Below are 24,191 nucleotides of genomic sequence, written 5' to 3' on the forward strand. Positions count from 1 at the left end.
GATCAGCTTTGTGGTCGCACCTGCTTGGCGGCGGCCTCGAGCGACCGTTCAAACGCGTCGATCACCTGATCGACCTGCGGCTCGGTGATGATCAGCGGCGGGCAGAAAGCCAGCGCATCGCCCATATTGCGCGAGATGACGCCGTTCTGCTGCATGAAGCCGTTGACGAGCCCGCCCAGTTCACCGGTCTTCCCCCACGGCGCCTTGTTCGCCTTGTCGCCGACCAGTTCGACCGCCGCGATCAGGCCGATGCCACGCACCTCGCCGACAAGCGGGTGCGAAGCGAGCGTGCGCAGCCGCTTCTGCATATGCGCGCCGACCGCACGCGCATTGCCGACAAGGTCGCGCTCCTCGATCAGCTTCAGGTTCTCGAGCGCGACCGCTGCCGCAACAGGATGGCCGCCGCCGGTGAAGCCGTGGCCGAAGGTGCCGATACGATTGCTTTCGTCGGCAATCGGCTGGAACACCTTGTCGTTGATCAGCAGGGCTGAGATCGGCAGATAGGACGAAGAGATCTGCTTCGACAGCACCATGATGTCGGGCCTGATGCCGAAGGTCTGCGAGCCGAACATCTCACCTGTTCTGCCGAAGCCGCAGATCACCTCGTCGGCGACCAGCAGGATGTCGTATCTCGACAGCACCGCCTGTATCTTCTCCCAGTAGCCGGAAGGCGGAACGATGACGCCGCCGGCGCCCATGATCGGTTCGCCGAAAAAGGCGGCGATGGTTTCCGGTCCTTCGGCCAGGATCAGCGTTTCCAGCTCGTCGGCAAGCCGCGTCGAAAACAGCTCTTCGCTTTCACCCGGCAGCGCCTCGCGCCAATGGTGCGGCGTCGAGGTGTGCAGCACATTGGCGATCGGCAGATCGAACGAAATGTGGTTGTTGGGCAGTCCGGTCAGGCTTGCCGAGGCGATGGTGACGCCGTGATAGCCCTTCTTGCGGCTGATGATCTTCTTGCGCGCCGGCTGGCCGAGCGCATTCGACCGGTACCAGATCATCTTCATGGCCGTATCGTTGGCCTCGGAACCGGAATTGGTGAAATACGCCTTGCTCATCGGCACCGGCGCCATCTGCACCAGTCTCTCGGCGAGATCGATCAGCGGCGAATGCGATTTGGAGCCGAAATCGTGATAGTAAGGCAGCTTCGACATTTGCCGTACTGCCGCATCGACCAGCCGCTTCTCCGAAAAACCGACCGCGACGCTCCAGAGCCCCGCCATCGCCTCGATATAGCGGTTGCCGGCAAGGTCCTCGACATAGATGCCGTCGCCCTTCTCGATGACGAGCGGCCCTGACTCCTGATGCTTGCGCGCATTCGTATAGCCATGCATGTGAAAGCTTATGTCGCGGGCTTCGGGTGAATTCGGTCGTGCGTCCATGATGGCTCCTGTGCTGCACGCGAAACAGTCCTGCCGCCGGTCCGGCTCAGAAGCTCCCCGTGCGTTATGCCTTTGATGCATCTTTCTCGAACGATATAGTGTCAAGCGCTTTCGACAGGGCCAGCGGATGGGTGGACGCATGCAGAACTTCGGCTTGACCTAACCGTGGACCATGTCGACTGCATTGTCGCCGGCGCCGGTGTTGTAGGCCTGGCGATCGCGCGAGAGATGGCGCAGCGCGGCATCGATACGCTGGTCCTGGAAGCCGAGAACGCCATCGGCACCGGGACAAGCTCGCGCAATTCCGAGGTCATCCATGCCGGCCTCCACTATCCGGTTGGATCGCTGAAGGCCCGGTTCTGCGTGGCCGGCCGGGAAAGACTCTATCGCTATTGCGAGGAGCGGGCGATCCCGCACGCGCGCTGCGGCAAGCTCATCGTTGCCACAAATGCCGAACAGGAGCCGGTGCTCGCCTCAATCCGGGCCAATGCACGCGCTTGCGGCGCCGGCGACCTGGTGCCGTTGCGCGAAGCCGAGGCGCATGTGCTGGAGCCCAGCCTTAGGTGTACGGCAGCGTTGCTGTCGCCGGCCACCGGGATCATCGACAGCCATGCCCTGATGCTCGCCTTGTTGGCTGATGCCGAAGCGCACGGGGCGGCACTTAGTCTCAACACGCGCATCGCCGCCGGCCGCATCGAAGCGGGCCGCGTCGTGCTCGAGACGGTGGACGCTGCCGGCGGCGAGCGCTTCGAAATCGCCACTCCGCGTTTCGTCAATGCCGCCGGGCTTGGCGCGGCAGCACTTGCAGGTTCGCTAGAAGGGCTCAATCAGCAATTCGTGCCAAAGCTCCATTATGCCAAGGGCAATTATTTTTCGGTGATCGGCCGGGCGCCGTTCTCAAGATTGGTCTATCCGGTACCCGAACCCGGCGGGCTCGGTGTTCATCTGACGCTCGATCTCGACGGCGTCACCCGCTTCGGGCCGGACGTCGAATGGACCGATCAACTCGACTATCGCGTCGACCCAGCTCGTGGCGAGCGCTTCTACAGCGAGATCCGCAAATACTGGCCGGAGCTGGCCGATGACAGCCTGCAGCCCGCTTACAGCGGCATCCGGCCAAAACTGTCCGGTCCCGGTGAGGCCAATGCCGACTTCGTCATTCAGGACGTGGCGGTGCACGGGCTGGATGGCCTGGTCAACCTGTTCGGCATCGAAAGCCCCGGCCTGACCTCCTGCCTGGCGATTGCCGACCATGTCGCGCAGCGCCTCGCGCCGAACTTGTAGCGTGCGGCGCCCGCGCAACGATCTGCACTGTATCAAGGCGCATTGCGTGAACTTTCAGGCGCAAGTCGCCTATGAGGCACATCGCGCACTTGCAGCCCGCTCCGCGCTCTGATTCCCTGCACTCTGGGCTGTCCTGATTCGCACTGCCCGGTTCAAAGTTTTCGCAGTGCGCCCGGGACAAGCTTCCAGCGACCACTCGGCGTATCCAGGGAGAACGGCAATGAACACCGCGACGAGGCCGGTAATCTCGGAGATGAGGCCCAAGATCACCGTCGTCGGGGTCGGCGGCGGCGGCGGCAACGCCGTCAACAACATGATCGCCGAAGGCCTGCAGGGCGCGGAATTCATCGTCGCCAACACCGATGCCCAGGCCCTTGCGATGTCGAAGGCAACGAGGCTGATCCAGTTGGGCGCTCATATCACCGAAGGTCTCGGCGCCGGTTCCCTGCCCGAGGTCGGCCGTGCCGCGGCCGTGGAATCCATCGACGAGATCATGGATCACCTTGCTGGAACGCATATGTGCTTCGTGACCGCCGGCATGGGAGGCGGAACCGGCACCGGTGCCGCGCCTGTCATAGCGCAGGCAGCACGGGCAGCCGGAATACTGACCGTCGCCGTCGTTACCAAGCCATTTGTCTTCGAAGGCAGGCGCCGCATGTACGCTGCCGACGAGGGCATCGAGCGCCTGCGCGAAAGCGCCGATACCGTCATCGTCATCCCCAACCAGAACCTGTTCAGGATCGCCGACGCCAGAACCACGTTCGCCGACGCCTTCGCCATGGCCGACCGGGTTCTTTATGCGGGTGTCGGCTGTATTACCGATCTGATCGTCAAGGAAGGCCTGATCAATCTCGACTTCGCCGATGTAAAGTCGGTGATGCGCGACATGGGCCGCGCCATGATGGGGACCGGCGAGGCCGCCGGAGAAGGCCGCGCCAAGAAGGCGGCGGAAGCGGCAATCGCCAACCCGCTGCTCGACGAAGCTTCGATGATGGGCGCCAAAGGCGTCCTTGTCTCGATATCGGGCGGCATGGACATGACGCTGTTCGAAGTCGACGAGGCCGCAACCCGCATCCGCGAGGAGGTCGACAACGATGCCGACATCATCGTCGGCGCCATCTTCGACAAGGCACTCGCCGGAAAATTTAGGGTGTCGGTCGTGGCGACCGGCTTGCGGCGTGGCCTGGAGATTCCACTGCTTGCCGAACCGGAAGTTCGCATGAACTGAACGCGTATCGCTGACTACTAGCCTCGCGTCACCAGAACCGCGCGCCGTCGATGACTTCCTATCAGCCGACGGTTGCTCGCGAGCTGTATCCGATACTCAGGCCGCCCGAACGCTGCGCGCTCCACGCGCCCAGGCCGGCAGCCAATCGCCATGCGCAACCAGCAAATCATCGACCAGCGACCATATCTGGTCGAGGTCGAGCTCGGCCGCCGTATGCGGGTCCATCATCGCCGCGTGATAGATGTGCTCGCGATTCTCGGTCATCAGCGCCTGGACCGTCAGCTCCTGGACGTTGATATTGGTGCGGATCAGCGCGGTGAGCTGCACCGGCAGGTCACCAATGAACGTGGGTTGAATGCCGGAGGCGTCGACGAGGCATGGCACCTCGGCCGCGCAATTATATGGCAATGACGTGATGCAGCCATTGTTGCGGACGTTGCCGTAGATCACCGACGGCTCGCCGGTCCAGACCGAGTTCATGATCGAGGACGCATATTCCTTCGACTGCTCCACTTCGATCTTGTCAGCCGAGCGATAGGCTTCCGCTTGTCCCTTCCAGCGTTCGATCTGCTCGATGCAGCGCTTCGGGTATTCGTCGAGCGGGATACCGAATTTCTCGATCAGGTCGTCGCGCCCGTCCTTGATGAAATAGGGCGTGTATTCCGCGAAATGTTCGGAGCTCTCGGTGACGAAGTAGCCGAGGCGTTTCAGCATCTCATAGCGCACTCTGTTCGGGCAGCGCGGGTTCCATCCCGGCTTCGGCGCCCGCCCTTCGCTGTAGGCGCGCAGCAGATCCGGATAGAGGTTGCGGTAGGAGCCGTCCGGCTGGCGATGCTCGAATTTCAGGTAGAAGGCCATGTGATTGATGCCGGCCGAGCGGTAGCGAATCTCCTCGTAGGGAATGTCGAGATCGTGCGCCAGTTCCATCGCCGTGCCTTGTACCGAATGGCAGAGGCCGACCTGCTTGATGTCGGGATATTTCTCCGCGATCGCCCAGGTGTTGATCGCCATCGGGTTGACATACTGCAGCATGATCGCCTGCGGGCAGATTGCGAGCATGTCCTCGCAGATCTTCCAGAGATGCGGCACGGTTCTCAAGCCGCGCATGATGCCGCCGACACCGAGCGTATCGGCGATGGTCTGGCGCAGACCGTATTTCTTCGGAACTTCGAAATCGGTAACGGTGCAGGGCTCGTAGCCGCCGATCTGGAAGGCGACGACGACGAAATCGGCGCCCGCCAGCGCCTTGCGCTGGTCCGAATAGGTTTCGGCTTTGGCCCTCACGCCGAGCGTCGAGATCAGCTTGCCGACCACGATTGCGCTTTCCTCGAGCCGTTGCGGATTGATGTCCATCAGTGCGATCGTCGCGCCGGATAGAGCCGGACGCTGCAATATGTCGCCGACGATGTTCCTCATGAACACCGTCGAGCCAGCTCCGATGAAAGCGACCTTGGGATTTCTTGCCACAACAACCTCCGGCATAAGCAATCAGGCTACCTCGAAAGCGGCCTTGACCAGCCGTTCGGTGTAAGCGGTTTTGGGATGGGACAGGACTTCGTCGACCGGCCCCTCTTCGACGATCTTGCCGTGCTGCATGACGATGACGCGGTGGCACAGCGCCCGAACGACCTTGAGGTCGTGCGAGATGAAGATGTAGCTCAGGCCCCGTTCGCGCTGCAGCTTGCGCAGCAATTCGATGATCTGCGCCTGGACGGAGAGATCCAGCGCCGATGTCGGCTCGTCGAGTACGATGAATTCCGGTTCGAGCGCGACGGCACGGGCAATCGCAATACGCTGGCGCTGGCCGCCGGAAAACTCGTGAGGGAAGCGCGACAGGATATCGCCGGGCATGCCGGCGCTGATCAGCGCCTCGCGCACCCGCTCGATCCGATCGTTCCTGGTGGCGCCGATTCGGTTGACGACCAGCCCTTCCTCGATGATCTGGCCGATCGTCATGCGTGGGTTGAGCGACGAGAACGGATCCTGGAAGACGACCTGCATGCGCGACCGCAACGGCCGCATCTGCGAACGTGAACAGCCATGGATCGGCTGGCCATCGAAATAGATCTCGCCGCTGTCCGTGGTGTTGAGCCTGAGCAACGCCTCGCCGAAGGTGGTCTTGCCCGATCCGGATTCGCCCACGAGACCCAGCGTCTCGTGCCGCCGAAGGGTCAGGCTGAGGCTGTCGACGGCGACGAGTTCGCGCAGGTCCGGCCTCATGAACGTGCCATGCCGCAGCATGAACGAGACGCGCACATCCTTGGCTTCAAGAATGACGTCGGCGCCTTCCGGCAACGGATTTGCCTGGCCGCGCGGCTCGGAGGCAAGCAGGTGACAGGTGTAGGGATGCTGCGGATTGGCGAACAGCCTCTCCGTCACATTGTGCTCGCGCATCTCCCCATGCTGCATGACGTAGACATAGTCGGAGAACTGCCGCACCACGGTCAGGTCGTGCGTGATCAGGATCACCGCCATGCGCAGTTTCTTCTGCAGGTTTCGGATGAGATTGAGGATCTGCGCCTGAACCGTGACGTCGAGCGCCGTCGTCGGCTCATCGGCGATCAGCACATCGGGATCGTTGGCCAGCGCCATGGCAATCATCACACGCTGGCGCTGGCCGCCGGAAAGCTGGTGCGGGTATTGTTTCAGCCGCGCCTGGGGCTCAGGAATCTGCACCTGCTGCAGCAGTTCGAGCGCTCTTGCTTCGGCCTGCCTGCGGCTCATCTTGCGATGCACCCGTATCGCCTCGACGATCTGGCTGCCTATCGTGTAGATCGGGTTGAGCGAACTCATCGGCTCCTGAAAGATCATCGAGATGCGGTCACCCCGCAGTTTGCGCCGCGCACGCTCGGAATATTTCAGGATGTTCGCCCCATTGTATTCGACGGTCGATTTGGGCGACACGACCGCGCGTTTCGACAACAGTCCCATGACGGTGCGCGCCGTCACCGACTTGCCCGATCCCGACTCGCCGACAATGGCGATCGTCTCGCCGCGATAGAGCTGGAAGGAGATGTCCTTAACGGCTTCGATCATGCCGTGCTCGACCTTGAAATCGACGGCGATGTTGCGGGCATCGATGACCGGTTTTTCCGAACGGCCGTCATGGTCGAGCCGGACAGGCGGGGCGAAGGATTTGACGAGCGCGTGTTGCATCATGTCACGCTCAATACGGATCGACCGCATCGCGCAATCCATCGCCAAGCGCGTTGAACGCGAAGACGGTGACAAGCACGAAGCCGACCGGCGAGAGGATCCAGGGATAGGTGCCGATGACCGAATAGGTCGCGGTGTCCTGCAGCATCAGGCCCCAGGAGATCAGCGGCGGCTTCACCGCGAAGCCGAGAAAACCGAGGAAGGATTCGAGCAGGACGACGCTGGGGATTGCCAACGTGACCGCAACGATGACGTGGCTCATCACGTTTGGAAAAATGTGCTGCATGATGATGCGGCCGTCGGTGGCGCCGACCGCCATCGCCGCACGGACGTAGTCGATCCGCGCCAGTGCCAGGGTCTTGCCGCGCACCTCGCGCGACATCTGCGCCCAGCCGAGCGCCGACATGACGACGATCACGAAGGCCAGGAAGACATTCGTCGGCGCCGTCACCGGAACAAGCGACGTCAGCGCCAGATAAAGCGGCAATTGCGGAAATGCGAGCACCAGTTCGACGAAGCGCTGGACCCAGACATCGAATGTGCCGCCGAAATAGCCCGACACCATGCCGACCGTCGTGCCGATCACGGTGACGATGAAGACCACGGTCAATGCGATCATCAACGAGATGCGCGAACCATAGATTGCACGAGCCAGCACATCGCGGCCGAATTTGTCGGTGCCAAGGAAATGCACCGGCTGGCCGTCGGTCGAGCCGAAGAAGTGCCGGTTCGCGGGAAGCAGGCCGAGCAGTTTGTACTCCGCGCCCTTGACGAAGAAGCCGAGCAGCCGCGGATGGTCGTAGTCCGGCCCGACGACGGGTTGGAAGGTAACCGGGTCGAGGTCTTCCGAATCCGCCAGGGCATAGACGCGTGGCTGGAAGACGAAGTTGCCATCCTTGTCATGGAAGCTCATCATCTGCGGCGGGGCAAAGCCGACATCGGTCACCTTGGGATCCATCGGTGCGAAGAAGTCGGCGAACACCGCCAGCAGCACCAGAAACGCGACCAGGATGAGCCCGGCCATGCCGGTCCAGGACCGTTTCAGGCGGCGCCAGACGAGCGCGATGTAGCTCTCATTGCCGCGCGGCTTGATCTTGGCCGATTCCTCGGCAAGCGGCGGCAGCGAGGGCTCGAAGGCAAGCATCTCAGGACCCTGCATATTGGCGCACACGCGGGTCGAGCATAACGAGCAGCATGTCGGCGATGATGTTGCCAACGATCAGCGTCGCCGACAGCACCATCATGAAGGTCGCCGTGACATAGACGTCGCCGACCGCCATCGAGCCGACGATCGCCGGGCCAACGGTCGGCAGGGCAAAGATGATCGCCGTCTCGATCTCGCCGGTCAGCATATAGGGCAGCACCACGCCCTGATACATAACCAGCGGATGCAGCGCATTGGGCACCGCATGGCGCATGACGACCGCACCGCCGCTGAGGCCCTTGGCGCGAGCGGTCTCGACATATTGCGCGTTCAGCGTGTCGAGCAGATTGCCGCGCATCACCCGCATGTTGTAGGCGAGCCCGCCGAAGGTCGCGATGGCGACAACCGGCCAGACATGCCGGACGAGATCGACGAACTTCGCCCAGGACCACGGCGCCCCGCCAAATTGCGGCGAAAAGAAGCTGCCGATCTCGGAGACGTTAAACTGGAAGACCAGCAGATAGACGATGATCAGCGCCATCAGGAAGCGCGGTACCGTCATTCCGAGGAAGGAAATCGCTGACAGCGTACTGTCGATCCAGCTGTACTGCCTAGTCGCCGCCCAGATACCAAAGCCGATGCCCAGCACCGAAGCCAAGAGGTGGCAGACAAGCGCAAGCAGCAGCGTGCGCGGCAGCCGCTCGCCAACCACGTCGGCGACGGGCTTGTTGTAATACAGGCTGTGGCCGAAATCGCCGCGGGTGATGATGCCGCCGATCCAGTTCAGGTATTGGAGCGGAACCGGCTTATCGAGGCCGTGCTCCACGCTGTAAGCCTTCGCCTGAGCATCGGCCTCGGCAAAGGAGGCTCCACCCTGGTTGATGAGCTGCAAGCGGATATAGTCGGCATAGTTACCCGGCGGTGCCTGGATGATCGCGAAGGTAACCACGCTCAAAATGGCGAGAACCGGTATTGCGGATGCTATGCGCATAAGCAGAAATCGCAGCATCGACCGTTTGCTCCTCGCTCAGATTCTCAGTTATCCCTCACCGCTGGCTTTGTCCCGGCCGCGCCAGCAGCGCGGCCGGGAATTTTCAAGTCAGGGGAGGAAACTCAGTTCGTCGGACCCTTGTCCCCGGGCTTTCCGGGAAGCTGTTCGGGAAACAGCTCATATTTCTGCTGCTTGTCGGCGGCCACCCAGACTCGCTCGCGGACGATCGAGTCCTCGGCCCAGTTGAACATGAAGATTGGCGTTCCCTGCGGGATATTGGAGAAACGTTTGTTGATGATCAGCGCGCCGGGATATTCGGTGAGCCCGACGGTATAGACATGTTCCGTCGAGATCTTCTGGAACTGCTTCATCAGGCTGGCGCGCTGGTCATTGTCCTGCGCCGAGACGAACTTGTTGACGATATCGACAAGGTCCTTCTCGAACGGCATCAGATCTACCTGGCCGTTTTCCGGAGCGCGGTGGTTCCAGCTGGTGCGTGGGCCGACCGGCGCCAGTTGCTCGGTGTTCTGCACGACCGAGGTGAGTTCCGTTTCGTTGCGCCTTATCAGCCAGTCGAAGCGACCGGAGTAATTGGCCTGATCGCGCTGGGTACCGTTCAACCCGTTCAGGACAACGCGAATACCTAACTTCTCCATCTGACCGACGACGCCCTCCGCGAGGCTCTTGTCGGTGGTGTAATCGTTGTTGACGAGCATCACGATCTCGACATTCTTGCCGCCGGCGGTGCCGGCAGGAAAATTGACGAAGCCGTCGCCGTCCGTGTCCTTTAGGCCTGCCTTGGCGAGTTCCGCCTTGGCGCCTTCGAGATCGAAGGGGTAGTAGACCGTCGACTTCCGGTCGTAGAAGCTCGTGCCCGAGGAGAAGCCGCCGGGATAGATGGCAGTGAACGGACCCTTGACCAGCGAGTCGCCGAGCGCCTTGCGGTCGAGCGCCATGGTGACGCCCTTGCGGAAATCCTCGTTGCGGTTCAGATCGCGTATCGCCTGTCCGCGCTCGTCGGGGTTGCCCCAGCCATTGGCTGAGAAATTCATGCGCAGATTATAGCCGATCAACCGCGGACCGAAGGCAAGCCGTGCCGGCGCGTCCTTTTGCGCTGCGCGCTTCAGCGAGGCGACGAAGTTCTCCGGCTGCTCCAGATTGGAGAAGTCTCCCGCCCCCGATACCGCCTGAACGTCGCGGTCGGCCCAGGTCGACAATTTGTAGTGCAGTTCATTGAGATACGGCAGCTGGTTGCCCTTCTCGTCGACCTTCCAATAGTACGGATTGCGACGCATGACGATGATGTCGTCGGGGCGGTATGCCACCGGCACCCAGGCACCCATCACCGGCATGTTCATATATTCCGGCGGGAAGGCGTTCTTGAACTGCTCGTAGGTGTTCTTCGAATATTTCGGATGCTGCGGCTTGAGGATATGCGACGGGCCCGGACAGAAGGTGCCGTAAGCCATGGCGTAAAGGTATTGTTTCGGAAAGGCGTCCTTGAAGGTCCACTCGACGGTGTAGTCGTCGATTTTCTTCAACGTCGTGCCGACGCCGAAGGTCTCCTGCGTGGCACCGTTCAGCGGCGACACATTAGGATCGATCACCTCGTCGTCCCAGTAGAACATCACATCGTCGGCGTTGAACGGAACGCCGTCCGACCATTTCGCGCCCTCGACCAGATGCATCGTCAGCGTGTGGCCGTCCTTGGACCAGTCCCAGCTCCTGGCGAGGTTCGGCAGCGGCTCCGTGTCCTTGGCCTCGACCTGGAACAGCGGCGCGGTGCGCGTCAGGCATTCGGAAAGGCCGATGTCGATGCCGCCCCAGCCCTGCGTCTGGCCGGCGCCATAGTTCCAGCCCTCCGGCCGGCCGCCGATGACATGACGCATCGTATCACCGTAGACACCGACGCCGTCCGGCATATTGCCGGTCTTGAAGACCAGCGGCTCCTTCGGTAACCGGTCCTTGACCGGCGGCAGCTTGCCTGCCTTGACGTATTTGTCGGTGACCCAATCGGGTTCGTGGTATTCCGGAAGTGCCTTGAACTCCAGGATGGAGTCGCGCGCGACGTACTTGATCTTTCCCTCGGCCGGAAATTGCGCGGGCACCGGCGGCACGGTCGGCTCGGATGCATACGCGTTCAGCGCCGAGGCCGAGACGCTAAGCGCCAGCCCGGCGAGAATGCCAATGTTTCGGAAATTCCTCATCGTCTCCTCCCTGTTGTTCAGGAGCGCGTTGACGCCGCTCCATTTCTCCTCGAACGAATGTACAGACGGGTGCGGTGCCGAAAATTCCTCCCGAAAGCTCGCCGCGATCCGTCCTGGCGAAATTCAGACGGCCTGCTTGAGAGCCGTTTTTTCCGCACGCAATTCATCGATCGAACGGACGTCGCGCCGTGCCGCCCCGGCCCATTCACGGGTCTTGATCCTGGATTTCGAAAGCCGCTCCTTCGCGGCCGGCACCGCATCGGCATATTGAGGCAGCCAGCGGGCCTGGGCGACGACCATTTCGTCCACCATTTGCCAAACCTCTTCCGGCGTCGAAACCGCGCCGACCAGCGGATCGTGCAGGACGGCGAGCTTCAGCAGGTCGATATCGCCGGAGATCGCCGCATGAACCGACATGCGCTGGACGTTGATCGAGGAAGTGCAAGTGGCGGCGCAGGCTTCCGGCAGCGTGATGCCTGCAGCCATGTTGATGCCGAAGCGATCGACGAAGCCGGGCGACTCGATGATGGCGTCTTGCGGCAGGTTGGTGACGATGCCGTTGTTCTTGACGTTGAAGTGGCCGCGATAAACGCGGTTCGTCTCCAGCGCTTCGAGAATGTGGCTGGCATGCTCGTTGGAGCGCTTGGCGGGGTCTATCGGCCTGGCGGCGGATTCCAGAAATTGCGGGAACTCCGTTTCGAACCAGTTGCGTGTTTCGGTCGAATAACGAAGGTAGCCGCCGGTCTCGCCGTGGATCCAGTCGGACATGTCGATCCAGCGGGTGATTTCGTCCGGCCGCTTACGATACCAGGGCAGGTATTCGGAAAGATGGCCGTTGCTTTCGGTCGAATAGACGCCGAAGCGCTTCAGGACATCGATGCGCAGCTTTTCCTGCTGCGAATAGACCGGATGCGCCTCGAAGGCGGCAACCAGTTCGTCCTTACCGATCTTGCGGCCGTTGAGACGCAGGTCGATGAACCAGGTCTGATGATTGATGCCGGAGCAGATGTAGTCGAGCTCGGTGCGCGACTTGGCGCCGAGCACTTCGGCGATCTGGTCGGCGCCATGCTGGACGCCGTGGCAAAGGCCGACGGTATCGACCTTGCCATATTCGATCGCCGCCCAGGTGTTCATGGCCATCGGATTGGCGTAGTTTAGGAATTTCGCCCCAGGCTCGGCGACTTCGAGGATATCCTTGCAGAAATCGAGGATTACCGGAATGTTGCGCTGGCCATAGAGGATGCCGCCGGCGCAGATCGTGTCGCCGACGCACTGGTCGATGCCATACTTCAAGGGAATGCGGATGTCGTCCGCATAGGCTTCGAGACCGCCGACGCGAACGCAGCTGATAATGTAGCGGGCACCCTCGAGGGCGGCACGGCGGTCGGTCGTTGCCGTAACCTTGGTCGGCAGCCTGTTGAATTCGACGACCCTGTCGAGGATCGACTTGATCATCTGGAGGTTGCGTTCGCTGAGATCGGTCAGTGCGAATTCGACATCCCTGAATTCAGGAACGCACAAAATGTCGGTGAAGAGCTTCTTGGTGAACCCGACGCTTCCCGCACCGATAATAGCGATCTTGAAACTCATCAGCCTCACCTCGACCTGATCGAACGCTAGGGCAAAGGCGGCGAAAAGAGGCCTGGCCCGCCTGCCACATTATGCAGGCTGGAATCCGGCACTTCCTCCCATCCGCTCGTTGACCGCAGTTTCTTTTGCTTTTCTCGAGGGATTATGCGCCTTATTCGGCACGCGACCAGAGAAGGATTATGCTTTTAGGGGTAATTTTGTGCTGCGGAACTTGATCGACATCGGGCCGGCGGGCAGGACGGTATCGCTGCCGCGCGGGCGCCAGCGTCTACACACCATGCCGACAAGCACCGGCTATGAAGTGCGCGAGAATGAGGTCTACGACTGGGATGGGCGCAAGCGCGGCCAGACGCCGTTTACCGTGCTCCAGCATACGATCAGCGGCACCGGCCGATTGCGCTACGAGAACCGGAACTACCGCCTGCAAAAGGGCGACACTTTGCTGGTCCTCGTGCCGCACAACCACCGTTACTGGCTGGCCAAGGGCGAACGCTGGGAGTTCTTCTGGATATCGATGAACGGCGAGGAGGCACTGCGCATCCACAAGTCGATCCTTGCCGCCGTCGGTCCGGTCCTGCGGCTGCAGCCCTCGACGATCGATCATCTCGCGGATTGCAGCGTACGCCTGATCACGGGCGCGGTCTCGCCGGGAGCCGCCTCGGCCGTCGCCTATGAAGCCGCCATGGCGCTCTACGACGATGTCTTCGGCTCGCATGCCGTCACCGACGACAAGAGCGCCATGCAGCCGGTCATCGACCACATCAGGGCCAATCTCGACAGGCCGCTCCGCGTTGCCGATCTCGCCGAGATCAGCGGCCTGAGCCGCGCGCATTTCTCGCGCTGCTTCGCCGAGAGCGAGGGACTTCCGCCCGCCGAATTCGTGCTGCAGCAGCGACTGCAGCGCGCGGCGAAGTTGCTGACGAAGGCCGATTTCCTGCCGGTCAAGGAGGTCGCCATCATGTGCGGCTTCGAGGATGCCAATTATTTTTCCAAGGTCTTCCGCCGCCTCTACGGTATCAACCCGACGCAATTCCGCACCAACGGAATGTATGCCAGCCTGGGAACCGCCCGATAGATTGGCCCCGCTTGGCACCAGGTGAGGGAACGCTTTTGCTTCCCCTCGGTTTAGGACAAGAGAGCCCGCTCGCCGCTGCCGCACCCCGCTCTGGTGGAGATCAGGCCACAGATATCAGGGGAGTGATCGATGAACAACCCCGATCCGAACAACCCGAATCCACTGCCGGACAATCCCAATCCGGAGCCGGCGCGGCCGCCTGCCCCGCCGGAGACTCCGCCGGGAGAACCTCCAGGCGTACCCCCGCCCTCGCCGGATCCAATTCCGACGCCGGATCAGGAGCCACTTGGAGTTCCTCCTGGCACGCCTTCCGAAATTCCTTCGGAACCGACCTTTCCCGGGCCGACCGCCTGAAGGCGGTTGGAGTGGAGGATGGGTGATTTGGCGAAGCGCTCGAAACGGGTCTTGCCATGGAACGTTTTGCGCTGGCGCTCATTCACCCTTCCATCACGAAATTCGGCGGCGGGCCCTGCAACCAACGGAGGTTAAAATGAAAGTTGGCAACTGCATGACAAAGGACGTCGAGATCGCCAGTCCGCAGCAAACCCTGCGCGATGCGGCAGAAATGATGGGTCGCCTCGACGCCGGCGCGATGCCGGTGGGCGAGAACGATCGACTTGTCGGCATGGTAACCGATCGCGACATCGCAATCCGCGGCGTCGCCCAAGGCAAGACACCTGACGCCAAGGTACGGGAAGTGATGAGTACCGAGGTCAGGTATTGCTTCGAAGACGAAGACGCGGAGGATGTTCTGCGCAACATGGCTGACCTGAAAGTGCGCCGCTTGCCAGTGCTAAACCGTGACAAGCGCCTGGTCGGCATCGTTTCGCTGGGCGACCTCGCCACCAACAGCGAGACCGCGACAGCAGGTGAAGCGCTGAGCGGCATCTCGCAACCCGGCGGCGAGCATTCGCAAACGATACACTGACGGCGCGCCACCGGCCGGCCTTTGCCACGACCGAACCGCCGGCTTGATAGACGCCGGTCTGCCGGCGAAACAGTTCAGAGGCGAATTGGACTCAACCCGACGAGGAGCAAGCCATGATTACTATGAAGGCCGTCCGTATCCACGATTTTGGTGGACCGGAGGTTCTTTCGCTGGACGCGGTTCCGTTGCCTCAGCCCCATGACGACGAGGTCACGCTCAAGGTCTACGCGGCAAGCGTCAATCCCGTCGACTACAAGGTTCGCGAGGGCTCTTCGGGCGCGGATCTGCCCGTCACGGTCGGCCGCGACGTGTCCGGCGTGGTGGAACTGTGCGGCACGCGAGCCCATACGCTGAAGAAGGGCGATCCGCTATACGCCATGCTCGGCAACGACCGCGGCGGCAACGCCGAATATGTCGTCGTCAAGGCAACGGAGGCGGCGGCGAAGCCGCAACGCTTAAGCCACGCCGAAGCCGCCGCGGTGCCACTCGCGGGCCTTACCGCGTGGCAAGGCCTTTTCGATCACGGCGGCCTCAAATCCGGGCAGCGGGTCCTTATCCATGGCGGCGCCGGCGGCGTCGGTCATCTGGCGGTGCAGTTCGCAAAGGCCGCGGGCGCGTTTGTCGCGACGACCGTGTCCGCGCAGGATTTCGATTTCGTTCGCGGGCTTGGCGCCGACCAGGCGGTCGACTACAAGAACCAGCGCTTCGAGGAGGTTGTCGAGGACGTCGACCTCGTCTTCGACCTGGTAGCGGGTGAAACACAGGACCGCTCGTGGGACGTGCTCAAACCCGGGGGGACGCTCGTCTCAACGCTTTCCGAACCGTCGGCGGAGAAGGCCCGCCTGCATCGGGCTCGCGGCGTTTCCTATTTGACCAAGCCTAACGCGGCGCAGCTTGCCGAGATCAGCCGCCTCATCGACGCCGGGAAGGTCAGGCCATTCGTGCAGGCAATCTATCCTCTTGAGGAAGTCGCCAGGGCCGAGGAACAGCTCGAGAAGCAGCACACGCGCGGCAAGATTGTGCTTCAGGTAGCTGCCTGAGCACTCGCCGAACAACAGGCCGCAGGCGAGTTTGCGGAGCGCTCGGACACAGGCCGTTTTCTGCCGTCCAGAAGCCCGGCGGCCGAGAGTTTGACACAGGACGGCCCGCCGGGCCTGGCCGGCTTAGGCAGATGCCGGTTGAAGCAGCATGCGCCGGGTTTGCCGGGATGCGCAAATCAAACAAATCAAGGAGATGCAACGGATTGTGAGGCACGTCACGACGACACCGTCGCACGGCCGCCGTCAGTTAACTGCGAAGCGAAGGGCACAGCGTTTACCGACAGGCGGGCTAGGTTCCTACCGGCCGCAAGCCGCAAAAAACCGCTTCAAACTGTCGGAAACCGGCGATAGGTTCGAACCATGTCTCAACCCGCCAATCCGATCTCCATTGCCCGTCGCGATCAGATGTTTCCAGCGCTGGCTGAGGCGGACCTGGACCGCATCGGCCGTTTCGGCGAAGCCGTGTCCTATGCCGCAGGCGAACAGATCGTCAAAGCCGGCGAGCTGGCGCCCGGTCTGATCGTGGTCCTGTCCGGCAAGGTGGATATCATCCAGGGCGGCAGCTTCGGCCGGCGCGAAACAATCGTCACGCACGGTGCAGGCAATTTCGTCGGCGAGTTGGCGCAGCTTTCAGCCCGACCCTCACTGGTGGATGTGGAGGCGGTCGAGCCGGTCGAGGCGCTCGTCATCCCCTCGCAAAGGCTGAGGGACCTGATGGTCCAGGAAGCAAACCTCGGCGAGCGCATCATGCGGGCGCTGATCCTGCGCCGTGTCGGCCTGCTCGAGAGCGGCACGGCCGGCCCGATCATTGTCGGACCGGTCGACAGCGGCGACGTTTTGAGGCTGCAAGGTTTTCTGGCTCGCAGCGGTCAGCCGCATCGCGTTTTCGATTCGGCTGCCGATCCCTGCGCCAGGACGATGATCGAACGCTTCCATGTCGATATCCACCATTTGCCGATCGTGCTTTGTCCAAACGGCAAGCTGCTGCTCAATCCCGGAGAGAACGAGCTTGCCCGCTGCATCGGCCTGGTGAGGCCGATCGACGCCGGCAAGCTGTACGACGTGGCCATTGTCGGCGCCGGACCGGCCGGCCTCGCGGCGGCCGTCTACGCGGCTTCCGAAGGGTTGTCGACGATCGTGCTCGATTGCCGTGCGTTCGGCGGACAGGCGGGTGCCTCCTCGCGCATCGAGAACTACCTCGGTTTTCCGACCGGCATTTCGGGAATGGCGCTGATGGCGCGCGCTTACAACCAGGCGCAGAAATTCGGCGTCGAGATGGTGATACCGGACGAGGCGAAGCTGCTGGGCAGCGCAAGCGACACGTCCGGTGCCCACTACACGCTCGCCGTCGGCGGCGGGGAGACCGTGCGGGCACGGTCGGTGGTGATCGCCAGCGGAGCGCGCTATCGCCGCCTCGACATGGCAAACCTGGCGCAATTCGAGGGAATCTCCGTGCATTACTGGGCTTCGCCGATCGAAGCGCGGCTTTGCGCCGGGCAAGAGGTAGCCCTGGTCGGCGCCGGCAATTCGGCTGGACAGGCTGCTGTCTATTTGGCGGCGCATGTGAAGAAGGTATGGCTGCTGGCGCTGGCGCAACCGCGACACCGAGACAACACGTCCGATCCGCCACCTCTTCCTGTTCATCGGCGCCGATCCGAACACCGACTGGCTGGCGCAATGCGGCGTGGCGTTGGACGCGAAGGGCTTCGTTCGCACCGGGCCTGACATTGGCCAGGAACGTGGCGCTCTGGAGACGAACCGCGGCGGCGTGTTCGCCATCGGCGACGTGCGCTCTGGCTCGATCAAGCGCGTCGCCGCTGCCGTCGGCGAAGGCGCCCAGGTGGTTGCGGCGCTGCATGCATATCTCGCGCGAAACGGCAGCCTAGCCGTGGCGCCACAACTGGTCAGGAGCGTATGATGGCAGACGAATGCAGGCACGCCGGGGACATTCGCGACGTGACGCCGAGCGCGCTCGGCTGCGAGGAATGCCTGAAGAGCGGTTCGCAGTGGGTGCATCTGCGGCTCTGCCGCACATGCGGTCACGTTGGCTGCTGCGACGACTCGCCCAACCGTCATGCCACCAAGCATTTTCGGGCAACCGGCCATCCTGTCATCGAAGGCTACGATCCGCCGGAAGGCTGGGGATGGTGCTACATCGACGAAATCTTCCTCGACCTCGGCAACCGCACCACGCCGCAAAACGGACCGATACCGCGCTTCATTTGAGCTTTTTTTGCCAGCGGGCCGCTAGAGCAATTCCAGAAAAAGTGTGAACGGTTTTCGTCCGCAATTGCGTCAAAAAAGATGGAGCTGTTCGGCGTTTCCGTGAAACGATGGACCGTTCCAAAGCATGTCGCGCAAAACTGTGCAGCGGTTTTGCGATAACGACATGCATACAACGAGAATCTAACGCGCGTCGCATTGAGGCCGATCGAACGCGACGCGCTTTAGTCCAAGGCTGCTTCGGCTTGAGTGGGGGTATCGCGTCCCTTTGGTAGTGCCGATGAACGCTCGCGCATTTGCCTGACGGTCTGGAGGACACGATCGGCAAGAGATGCAAGCGCACCCTGTGCCGTGCGCGTCCCGATGACGGATTCCAGTGTAACCGCCTGCGTTGAGAATTTGTGTTTGAACGACTCTGCGCCACAGAGGAAATCGACCATGCTCAAGCCGTGATCGATCGACCACTGCACGTAATCCATCAATAGGATCACACCCGGCGACGCCCGGCCGAAATCCGGATCGAATGTCGTCACGAAGGCCATCATCACGTCGTGCTGGACGAAGTTGATCGACACCGCGACCATCACGCCATTGCATTCGAGGACGAAGATATGCAGCACGCCGGCGCGCGCCAACGCATCGACTAGCGCGGCGAGTACCGGCACGCCCTCTTCGAACAGGTCTGACTCACGCATGCGCTCGGTCAGCCATTTCCGCTTCAAGGCCGCGAGGCGCTCCAGTACCGGTTGCAGCGGCTCGTCGGGGGCAAGCAGGCGAAATCTCACCTCTCCGGTTTCTTCCAGCGCTTTGATGCCGCGCCGATAGTTTTGGCGCGTCTTTTTCGACTGGTCCGCGAACCATGCCGCTCCGCTTTCCCATTGTCCGGCAACGCGATAGCTGACTTCCGTTCGGTGAAAGTGGCGAAGCCTGATGCCGCCGAAAGCTCCCGGCGTGAAAATTTTGCGGGCCGCCGCATCCGGCGAGAGACGACTGATCAAGGCAAGATCGAAGCCACCTGCATCGCAGAGTTGGGTCCATAGCTCCTGCAACGCCGACAACGAGCATTCCGGAGCAACGAGAATATCCCCATAGTCGGTATAGCTGCCGGCCGCCCATTCGAGAAACCGCAGCCCCCTGCGCCTGCCGATCGCCAGCGGAACGACGGCAACGAGTTTCTCGCCCTTCCAGACCAGGCCGATCCGCAACGCACGCTGGTCACGGCGTTGTACGGTACTCCACCATGCCGAAATCCAGGCATGGCTTTGAAAGATCAGCCCGTCGGTACGATGCCAAAGGTCCATCCAAGCGGCTTCGACCGCAGCCAGGCGATCCTCCGACCGGACGATTTCCAGGCGCTCCGCGCCTAGGACGTCCATGGAAACAACAGTGTTCATGAAGGAGAACTGTCCTGTGGCTGCGCGACTACATTGGGCCGCCTGTGAAACAGTCGCATGACATGCCTTCCCATCTTCTTGAGCGGCAGGATGTAGAGCCCAAAGAGCGACTGATAATCGCGCACATCGCGATCGATCAGGCCAAATTTCAGGTCTTCATCCGGTTCCGGGACAAATTGCGTTCCGAACAGACGATCCCAGAACGAAAAAAGCAGGCCGAAATTCTTGTCATAATGACGAGGGTCGATGCTGTGATGCACCTGGTGCCAGTGCGGACACAGGATGATGTTGTTCAACGGGCCGAACGAGATCTTGAGATGCGTATGACGAACAAAGTCCATCATCAGGATGTTACGGATGACGTAGACGTTGATGCCGAAGATAGCGACCTCTACCGGATCGAGTGCGATCAGGCTCCATATACCGAAGCAGATGCCCGGAATGACGCCATCCCACATGCGGTTCATCAGATCGTCCAGCGGATGAACCCGGTCCTTGGTGATCCCCACCATCACTTCGGCCGAATGATGTACCTTGTGCAATTCCCACAGGAACGGGAAACGGTGCTGGGCGACGTGGTAGAGGTAGTATGAGATATCATAGGCGACCAGCATGGTTGCGGTGAAGATGACGATCGTCACTGGTCCCGCCGGGCCGCCGAGAAGCGGCGCGTGGATGTTAAGGAGCCAGCCGATTGCCTCGCGTGTGCCATAGCCCATGGCGACGACGAAGGTGACGCCGGCGGGAATAAGCAGGAAAGGCATCATCGCCCGTTTCGTGATCCAGAACAGGGCGTCGGCTCGCGCCGACGGGTGCAGGATGACTTCCTGGGGGAAGGCGAAGTCGAAAAAATCCCTGAGGGACTTATGTTCGGCAGTTCGCCAGTAGGCGATCACCGCGCTGCCCAGTGCGGTGAGGAGAAGCAGGCCGAGCGTGGTCAGATTGACGTTCGAAAGCTTTTCCACAATCGCTCTGGCAAATTCGGAAAACATCGTTGCAGCGGCTCCTGGTCTAAGAAGGCAGTCTGGGGTTGTAAGCAGGCGATCTGGCGAATAGCAAAGCACAAAATTCCCGCCAAACTTGCTACGCCGCCTGCAACCAGTGGCTGTTGCGGACGCAGCGGGCAAAGCAGGCTGGATGGTGCGAGACTAGCAGATCAACGGTAACGAAACCGCTAAATGTCCAAACGTAATTAATGTCGAATACGGCTGGAACTCGCCCGGCAACTCTACGTTGGCGCCGGTTTTTGCCGTTGTGGCGGGTGAATTGGGGCAAGATGGATATGGATTCCGGCTTCGCCCACTTCACCGTGCCAGGCGAGGCGTTCGGCCTGCTGCCTGGTGCCAAAGCGCAGTGAAACCCAACCGCCTTGCCCCGGCATGTCACCGCCGGCGCCGACGTCGAGCGCAGCGTCAGGAAAGCGGATGGCCAACAGCGCCTCGTCGCCGCGTAATACCGTGACCGTATCTTCGTGCCGGTCGGCATGGAGGCCGGCGGCCAGTTGGAAGACGATCTCGGACTGACGCCCGCCGCCGAGCAGTTGGTCGGTGATGAGGATGCCATCGGCCTGGCGCGCCAAAGTGCGCTGATGCACGACGCCGAAGCGGCTTCTATAGCCATCATGCCGGGCGCTCAGCCTCCAGTGCGGTCCCGGCTCGCTCTCCACCAGCGCTGCGACTGCCTTGTGCGACCAGTTGAAATTTCCAGCGATGGTACTTTGGCTCTTGCCCTCGATGTTCAGCGTGTTGTGCGCCGGTGTGGAGCGGAACCAGTCGCGCCATGCGCCTCCCGAGCCGTAGAGCCAGGTGCCTGGATCGACCAGCACCGGCTCACCGTCGATGCACAGGGTGAGCGACAGCGCGTCGGCATGGCCGTGCGCCGCTATCGAGAGATATCCGAGCGGTCCATGGTCGAACGTCAGTTCGACATTGCGGCCATTCATTGCTCCGCGCCAGACTGAGAGCCCGCCTTGCGGGAATGTCTGCAAGCCGTGCACCACGGGCACCGGACCCGAGGGCGTACCAAAGAAAAGCGAACGAAAGTCGTTGGGCTCCGGCGCGTTGCCCGGCGTCCCCAGTAAGCCTTGGATGGCGGACGCGACGGATCGGATATAGTTCGGCTCGTCCCCCAGCTTCAGCACGTGGCCCTCATCATCGTCGCCGAAGCGGGCGGCTTTCTGTGGCAGCCAGCCGACGAAATTGGCGAAGGCGCCCAGACGCGCTTCGACAGCCGAGGGAAACGGCGTTCCCGCCTGGCGTGCCGCGGCGGCGCACAGCAAGATGAGTTCGGCGCTGAAGGCTGCATAGGTCGGTGTTTGCTCGGCACCTGCGCCATCGGCAAGTATCTGCTTGTGCGTCTCATTCAGGAGGGCGCCGCGGGCGATTTCGGATCCGGCCCCGAGCGCCAGGCCGGCCAGATATTCGCCGGCCAACTCTGCGACGAGATGGTTGTTGGCGGAGGAATATCGCGACGGAAACCGCGGCAGCCAATAGGCGCTTGCCGCGAGTATCTCACCAGCTTTCCGCAGCGTCACTGGGTCAAGCTGGTCGCCGACGAGGTCCAGGGTGACGATCAGGCTGATGGCCCGCAGCGCTACTTCGATACCGGACGCCCAGCCGATGCCTCGGAACGGTGGATTGGCGGAATGCCAACTACCGATTGCCGCCTCGATGGCACTCCGGGATCGATCGTCCTCGCAGAGGAGCAGGTGTGCAGCCAGTGGCGGCAATTGCTGCAGCCGGTTGATCTCCCAGACATATTTTATATCGCCAAGGTCGCCGCCATGGCGAAAATCGATGTCGAAAGTATGAGCCTCGGGGCCAGGCCAAAGCCTGCCGGTCACCGGATCAAGACGCCAAAGCTCGGCAGGAAACAACAGTTCGGGCTCACGCTTTGGCCATGTCCGCCCGAGTGCAGAAAACCGGCCCTGAAGCATCTCTTGCGCGGCCGCCGCTATGGCTTGCCGTTGGGCGTCGGTCGCTGCCAGCACAGCATGGCGAAATCCGGGCAGCACTGGGTGCAACCGCGGCGATGGATAGCGCTCCCACCCATCATCGCGGCGGCGCGACGCGATTCTTCGACGTTGCTCCACCAGCCGGTGCAGCACCTCGGCCGGTCCCATGCTGCGCAATCGGTTGATGTACCAGCCGATTCTCATGCACGCCCCGTCAACGTTTCGGTCCTTGTATACCATGCCGTCGAAAAGCTGCGGGCCGGCAATCTTCTTTCCCGTTCGTTGCGGTTAATATCTCCGGCGACCATACGGAGAGAGCGATGCGAAAAGCGGCGTGTGTTGTTGCCTGGGTGCTCGCCTTGCTTGTGGCGGCCGACGCAGCGCCCATCCCTCTCAAACGCGGCATTGGCGTGCATCAGTGGCTCAACTGGTCGCCGGTGGAAAAAGATGGAATCTACGTTTGGCCGCCCTATCGCAGCGAAAAGGAGTGGCTTGCGGAAAGCAGGCCGCTCGCCGACTGGCCGTCCGGGGAGGTGTTTGCCCACATCCGATCGATGGGCTTCGACTTCGTCCGGCTGAGCGTCGATCCCGGCCCGCTGCTTGCCAGCGAGGGCGTCAAGCGGCAACAGGCGCTGGACATACTTGCCGCCGCCGTCGAGCGGATCACGTCGACCGGCCTCAAGGTGGTTTTCGACCTGCATGGCGTCACTCAGGTTCCCGACTACAGCATGGAGATGATCTATGGCGGCGCCGACAGCGAGGGCGTTGCCCGCTATCGTCAAATGGTTGTGGCGGTCGCCGCCATGCTGGTCAAGATAGGCACCGACAAAGTCGCCCTCGAACCTTACAACGAGCCCGCATACTACCCTTGCGATGCGAGCGGCAGCGATGACTGGCAGCGGATCATGGCAGGGACCGTCCACGACATTCGATCGGTCAGCAGTGAACTTACCATCGTTGCAACCGGCGCCTGCGGCGGCAGCATTGCCGGATTGGTCAACCTCAGCCCCGGCTTTGATGACCCCAACCTCTATTACAGCTTCCATATGTATGAGCCGCACAGCTTCACCCACCAGCGGCCCGATGACACGATCAGCTTTGCTTCGGGACTTCCCTGGCCGGCCGACAGCAGTACACCCGAAGTGGTGTCCGAAACCCTTAAAGCGCGGATGGAAGCTGCCGGCTTGAGCCGGGTGGAGCAGATGATGAACATGGCCACCGCGCGCCAAGCAATCGCGAAGTATTTCGAGCAGAACTGGGGCCAGGGCCAACTGAAGGCGAGCTTTCGCCAGGCTGTCGACTGGGCTGAAGGCCATGGCATTCCCAGCCGGCGGCTCTTCATGGGCGAATTCGGCGCTATCCTCATGTCCGCGGACGGCCGCATGGGCGCCTTTGAGGCCGACCGTTCGCGCTATCTCAAGGCAGTGCGCGGAGAGGCCGAACGCTTTGCGATCCCATGGTCTGTCTGGGAGTTCTCCAATCCCTATGGGATGAGCCTCATCCTGCCCGATGGCCCCCCGGTACCCGACCCGGAGATGCTGCAGGCATTGGGCCTGCCATAGGTGCCGTCACTCCCTCTCACCGGTGAATAGCCGGCGG

At 61.9% G+C, this 24,191-nt stretch carries 17 protein-coding genes and 1 pseudogene; 8 read left to right on the forward strand and 10 right to left on the reverse strand.

What is annotated here, in order from left to right; genetic code table 11:
• Window positions 1-2 precede the first annotated feature (2 nt).
• Entirely contained in the window at window positions 3-1,379 is a 1,377-nt protein-coding gene (locus NKH83_RS09570) for an aspartate aminotransferase family protein (protein ID WP_352803592.1), read from the reverse strand.
• Window positions 1,380-1,544: 165 nt separating this feature from the next.
• On the opposite strand from NKH83_RS09570, the gene NKH83_RS09575 reads away from it, so the two are divergent.
• Both NKH83_RS09575 and ftsZ read left to right on the forward strand, forming a co-directional pair.
• A complete protein-coding gene (locus tag NKH83_RS09575; RefSeq protein WP_352803594.1) occupies window positions 1,545-2,663 on the forward strand; it encodes an NAD(P)/FAD-dependent oxidoreductase in 1,119 nt (372 codons plus the stop codon).
• A gap of 220 nt (window positions 2,664-2,883) precedes the next feature.
• Complete coding sequence (gene ftsZ / locus NKH83_RS09580; RefSeq protein ID WP_023677189.1) at window positions 2,884-3,891, forward strand: cell division protein FtsZ; 1,008 nt, start codon at window positions 2,884-2,886, stop codon at window positions 3,889-3,891.
• A 96-nt stretch (window positions 3,892-3,987) separates the two neighbouring features.
• Here ftsZ and NKH83_RS09585 read toward each other — a convergent pair whose 3' ends face one another.
• The 6 genes from NKH83_RS09585 to NKH83_RS09610 form a co-directional block, all read right to left on the reverse strand.
• Window positions 3,988-5,358, reverse strand: a complete 1,371-nt coding sequence (locus tag NKH83_RS09585) for an alpha-glucosidase/alpha-galactosidase (RefSeq protein ID WP_352803597.1) — start codon at window positions 5,356-5,358, stop codon at window positions 3,988-3,990.
• Between the two features lie 21 nt (window positions 5,359-5,379).
• Window positions 5,380-7,047, reverse strand: coding sequence for an ABC transporter ATP-binding protein (locus tag NKH83_RS09590; RefSeq protein ID WP_352704855.1), 1,668 nt, complete (start codon window positions 7,045-7,047; stop codon window positions 5,380-5,382).
• Between the two features lie 10 nt (window positions 7,048-7,057).
• Entirely contained in the window at window positions 7,058-8,191 is a 1,134-nt protein-coding gene (locus NKH83_RS09595) for an ABC transporter permease (RefSeq protein WP_352803598.1), read from the reverse strand.
• A gap of 1 nt (window position 8,192) precedes the next feature.
• On the reverse strand, window positions 8,193-9,200 hold the full coding sequence (locus tag NKH83_RS09600; protein WP_352650414.1) for an ABC transporter permease: 1,008 nt from the start codon (window positions 9,198-9,200) through the stop codon (window positions 8,193-8,195).
• A 104-nt stretch (window positions 9,201-9,304) separates the two neighbouring features.
• The gene (locus tag NKH83_RS09605; RefSeq protein WP_352803601.1) at window positions 9,305-11,389 is read right to left on the reverse strand and encodes an ABC transporter substrate-binding protein; all 2,085 of its coding nucleotides are present in this window, start codon (window positions 11,387-11,389) and stop codon (window positions 9,305-9,307) included.
• A gap of 123 nt (window positions 11,390-11,512) precedes the next feature.
• Window positions 11,513-12,979 carry an alpha-glucosidase/alpha-galactosidase gene (locus NKH83_RS09610; RefSeq protein WP_352803603.1) on the reverse strand — a complete coding sequence of 489 codons (1,467 nt, stop codon included), beginning with the start codon at window positions 12,977-12,979 and terminating at the stop codon, window positions 11,513-11,515.
• A 277-nt stretch (window positions 12,980-13,256) separates the two neighbouring features.
• On the opposite strand from NKH83_RS09610, the gene NKH83_RS09615 reads away from it, so the two are divergent.
• The 5 genes and pseudogenes from NKH83_RS09615 (at window position 13,257) to NKH83_RS09635 (ending at window position 18,248) form a co-directional block, all read left to right on the forward strand.
• On the forward strand, window positions 13,257-14,054 hold the full coding sequence (locus tag NKH83_RS09615) for an AraC family transcriptional regulator (protein WP_352475745.1): 798 nt from the start codon (window positions 13,257-13,259) through the stop codon (window positions 14,052-14,054).
• A 490-nt stretch (window positions 14,055-14,544) separates the two neighbouring features.
• On the forward strand, window positions 14,545-14,982 hold the full coding sequence (locus NKH83_RS09620; protein ID WP_352472517.1) for a CBS domain-containing protein: 438 nt from the start codon (window positions 14,545-14,547) through the stop codon (window positions 14,980-14,982).
• Window positions 14,983-15,095: 113 nt separating this feature from the next.
• Window positions 15,096-16,022 carry an NADP-dependent oxidoreductase gene (locus NKH83_RS09625; RefSeq protein WP_352475687.1) on the forward strand — a complete coding sequence of 309 codons (927 nt, stop codon included), beginning with the start codon at window positions 15,096-15,098 and terminating at the stop codon, window positions 16,020-16,022.
• Window positions 16,023-16,382: 360 nt separating this feature from the next.
• Window positions 16,383-17,940 (forward strand): annotated as a pseudogene (locus NKH83_RS09630) (FAD-dependent oxidoreductase).
• The gene (locus NKH83_RS09635; RefSeq protein ID WP_352475688.1) at window positions 17,937-18,248 is read left to right on the forward strand and encodes a UBP-type zinc finger domain-containing protein; all 312 of its coding nucleotides are present in this window, start codon (window positions 17,937-17,939) and stop codon (window positions 18,246-18,248) included. Before NKH83_RS09630 ends, NKH83_RS09635 begins: the two are co-directional and overlap by 4 nt.
• 221 nt (window positions 18,249-18,469) lie before the next feature.
• On the opposite strand, the gene NKH83_RS09640 is transcribed toward NKH83_RS09635, so the two are convergent.
• The 3 genes from NKH83_RS09640 to NKH83_RS09650 form a co-directional block, all read right to left on the reverse strand.
• Entirely contained in the window at window positions 18,470-19,303 is an 834-nt protein-coding gene (locus tag NKH83_RS09640) for a GNAT family N-acetyltransferase (RefSeq protein WP_352475689.1), read from the reverse strand.
• A 332-nt stretch (window positions 19,304-19,635) separates the two neighbouring features.
• A complete protein-coding gene (locus tag NKH83_RS09645; protein ID WP_352475690.1) occupies window positions 19,636-20,631 on the reverse strand; it encodes a sterol desaturase family protein in 996 nt (331 codons plus the stop codon).
• A 236-nt stretch (window positions 20,632-20,867) separates the two neighbouring features.
• Entirely contained in the window at window positions 20,868-22,796 is a 1,929-nt protein-coding gene (locus NKH83_RS09650) for a heparinase II/III family protein (RefSeq protein ID WP_352475691.1), read from the reverse strand.
• A 116-nt stretch (window positions 22,797-22,912) separates the two neighbouring features.
• Here NKH83_RS09650 and NKH83_RS09655 point away from each other — a divergent pair, with 116 nt between their 5' ends.
• Window positions 22,913-24,154, forward strand: coding sequence for a glycoside hydrolase family 5 protein (locus tag NKH83_RS09655; RefSeq protein ID WP_352803610.1), 1,242 nt, complete (start codon window positions 22,913-22,915; stop codon window positions 24,152-24,154).
• Window positions 24,155-24,191 lie beyond the last annotated feature (37 nt).

The organism is Mesorhizobium sp. M0909, assembly GCF_040319515.1.
Lineage (GTDB): Bacteria > Pseudomonadota > Alphaproteobacteria > Rhizobiales > Rhizobiaceae > Mesorhizobium.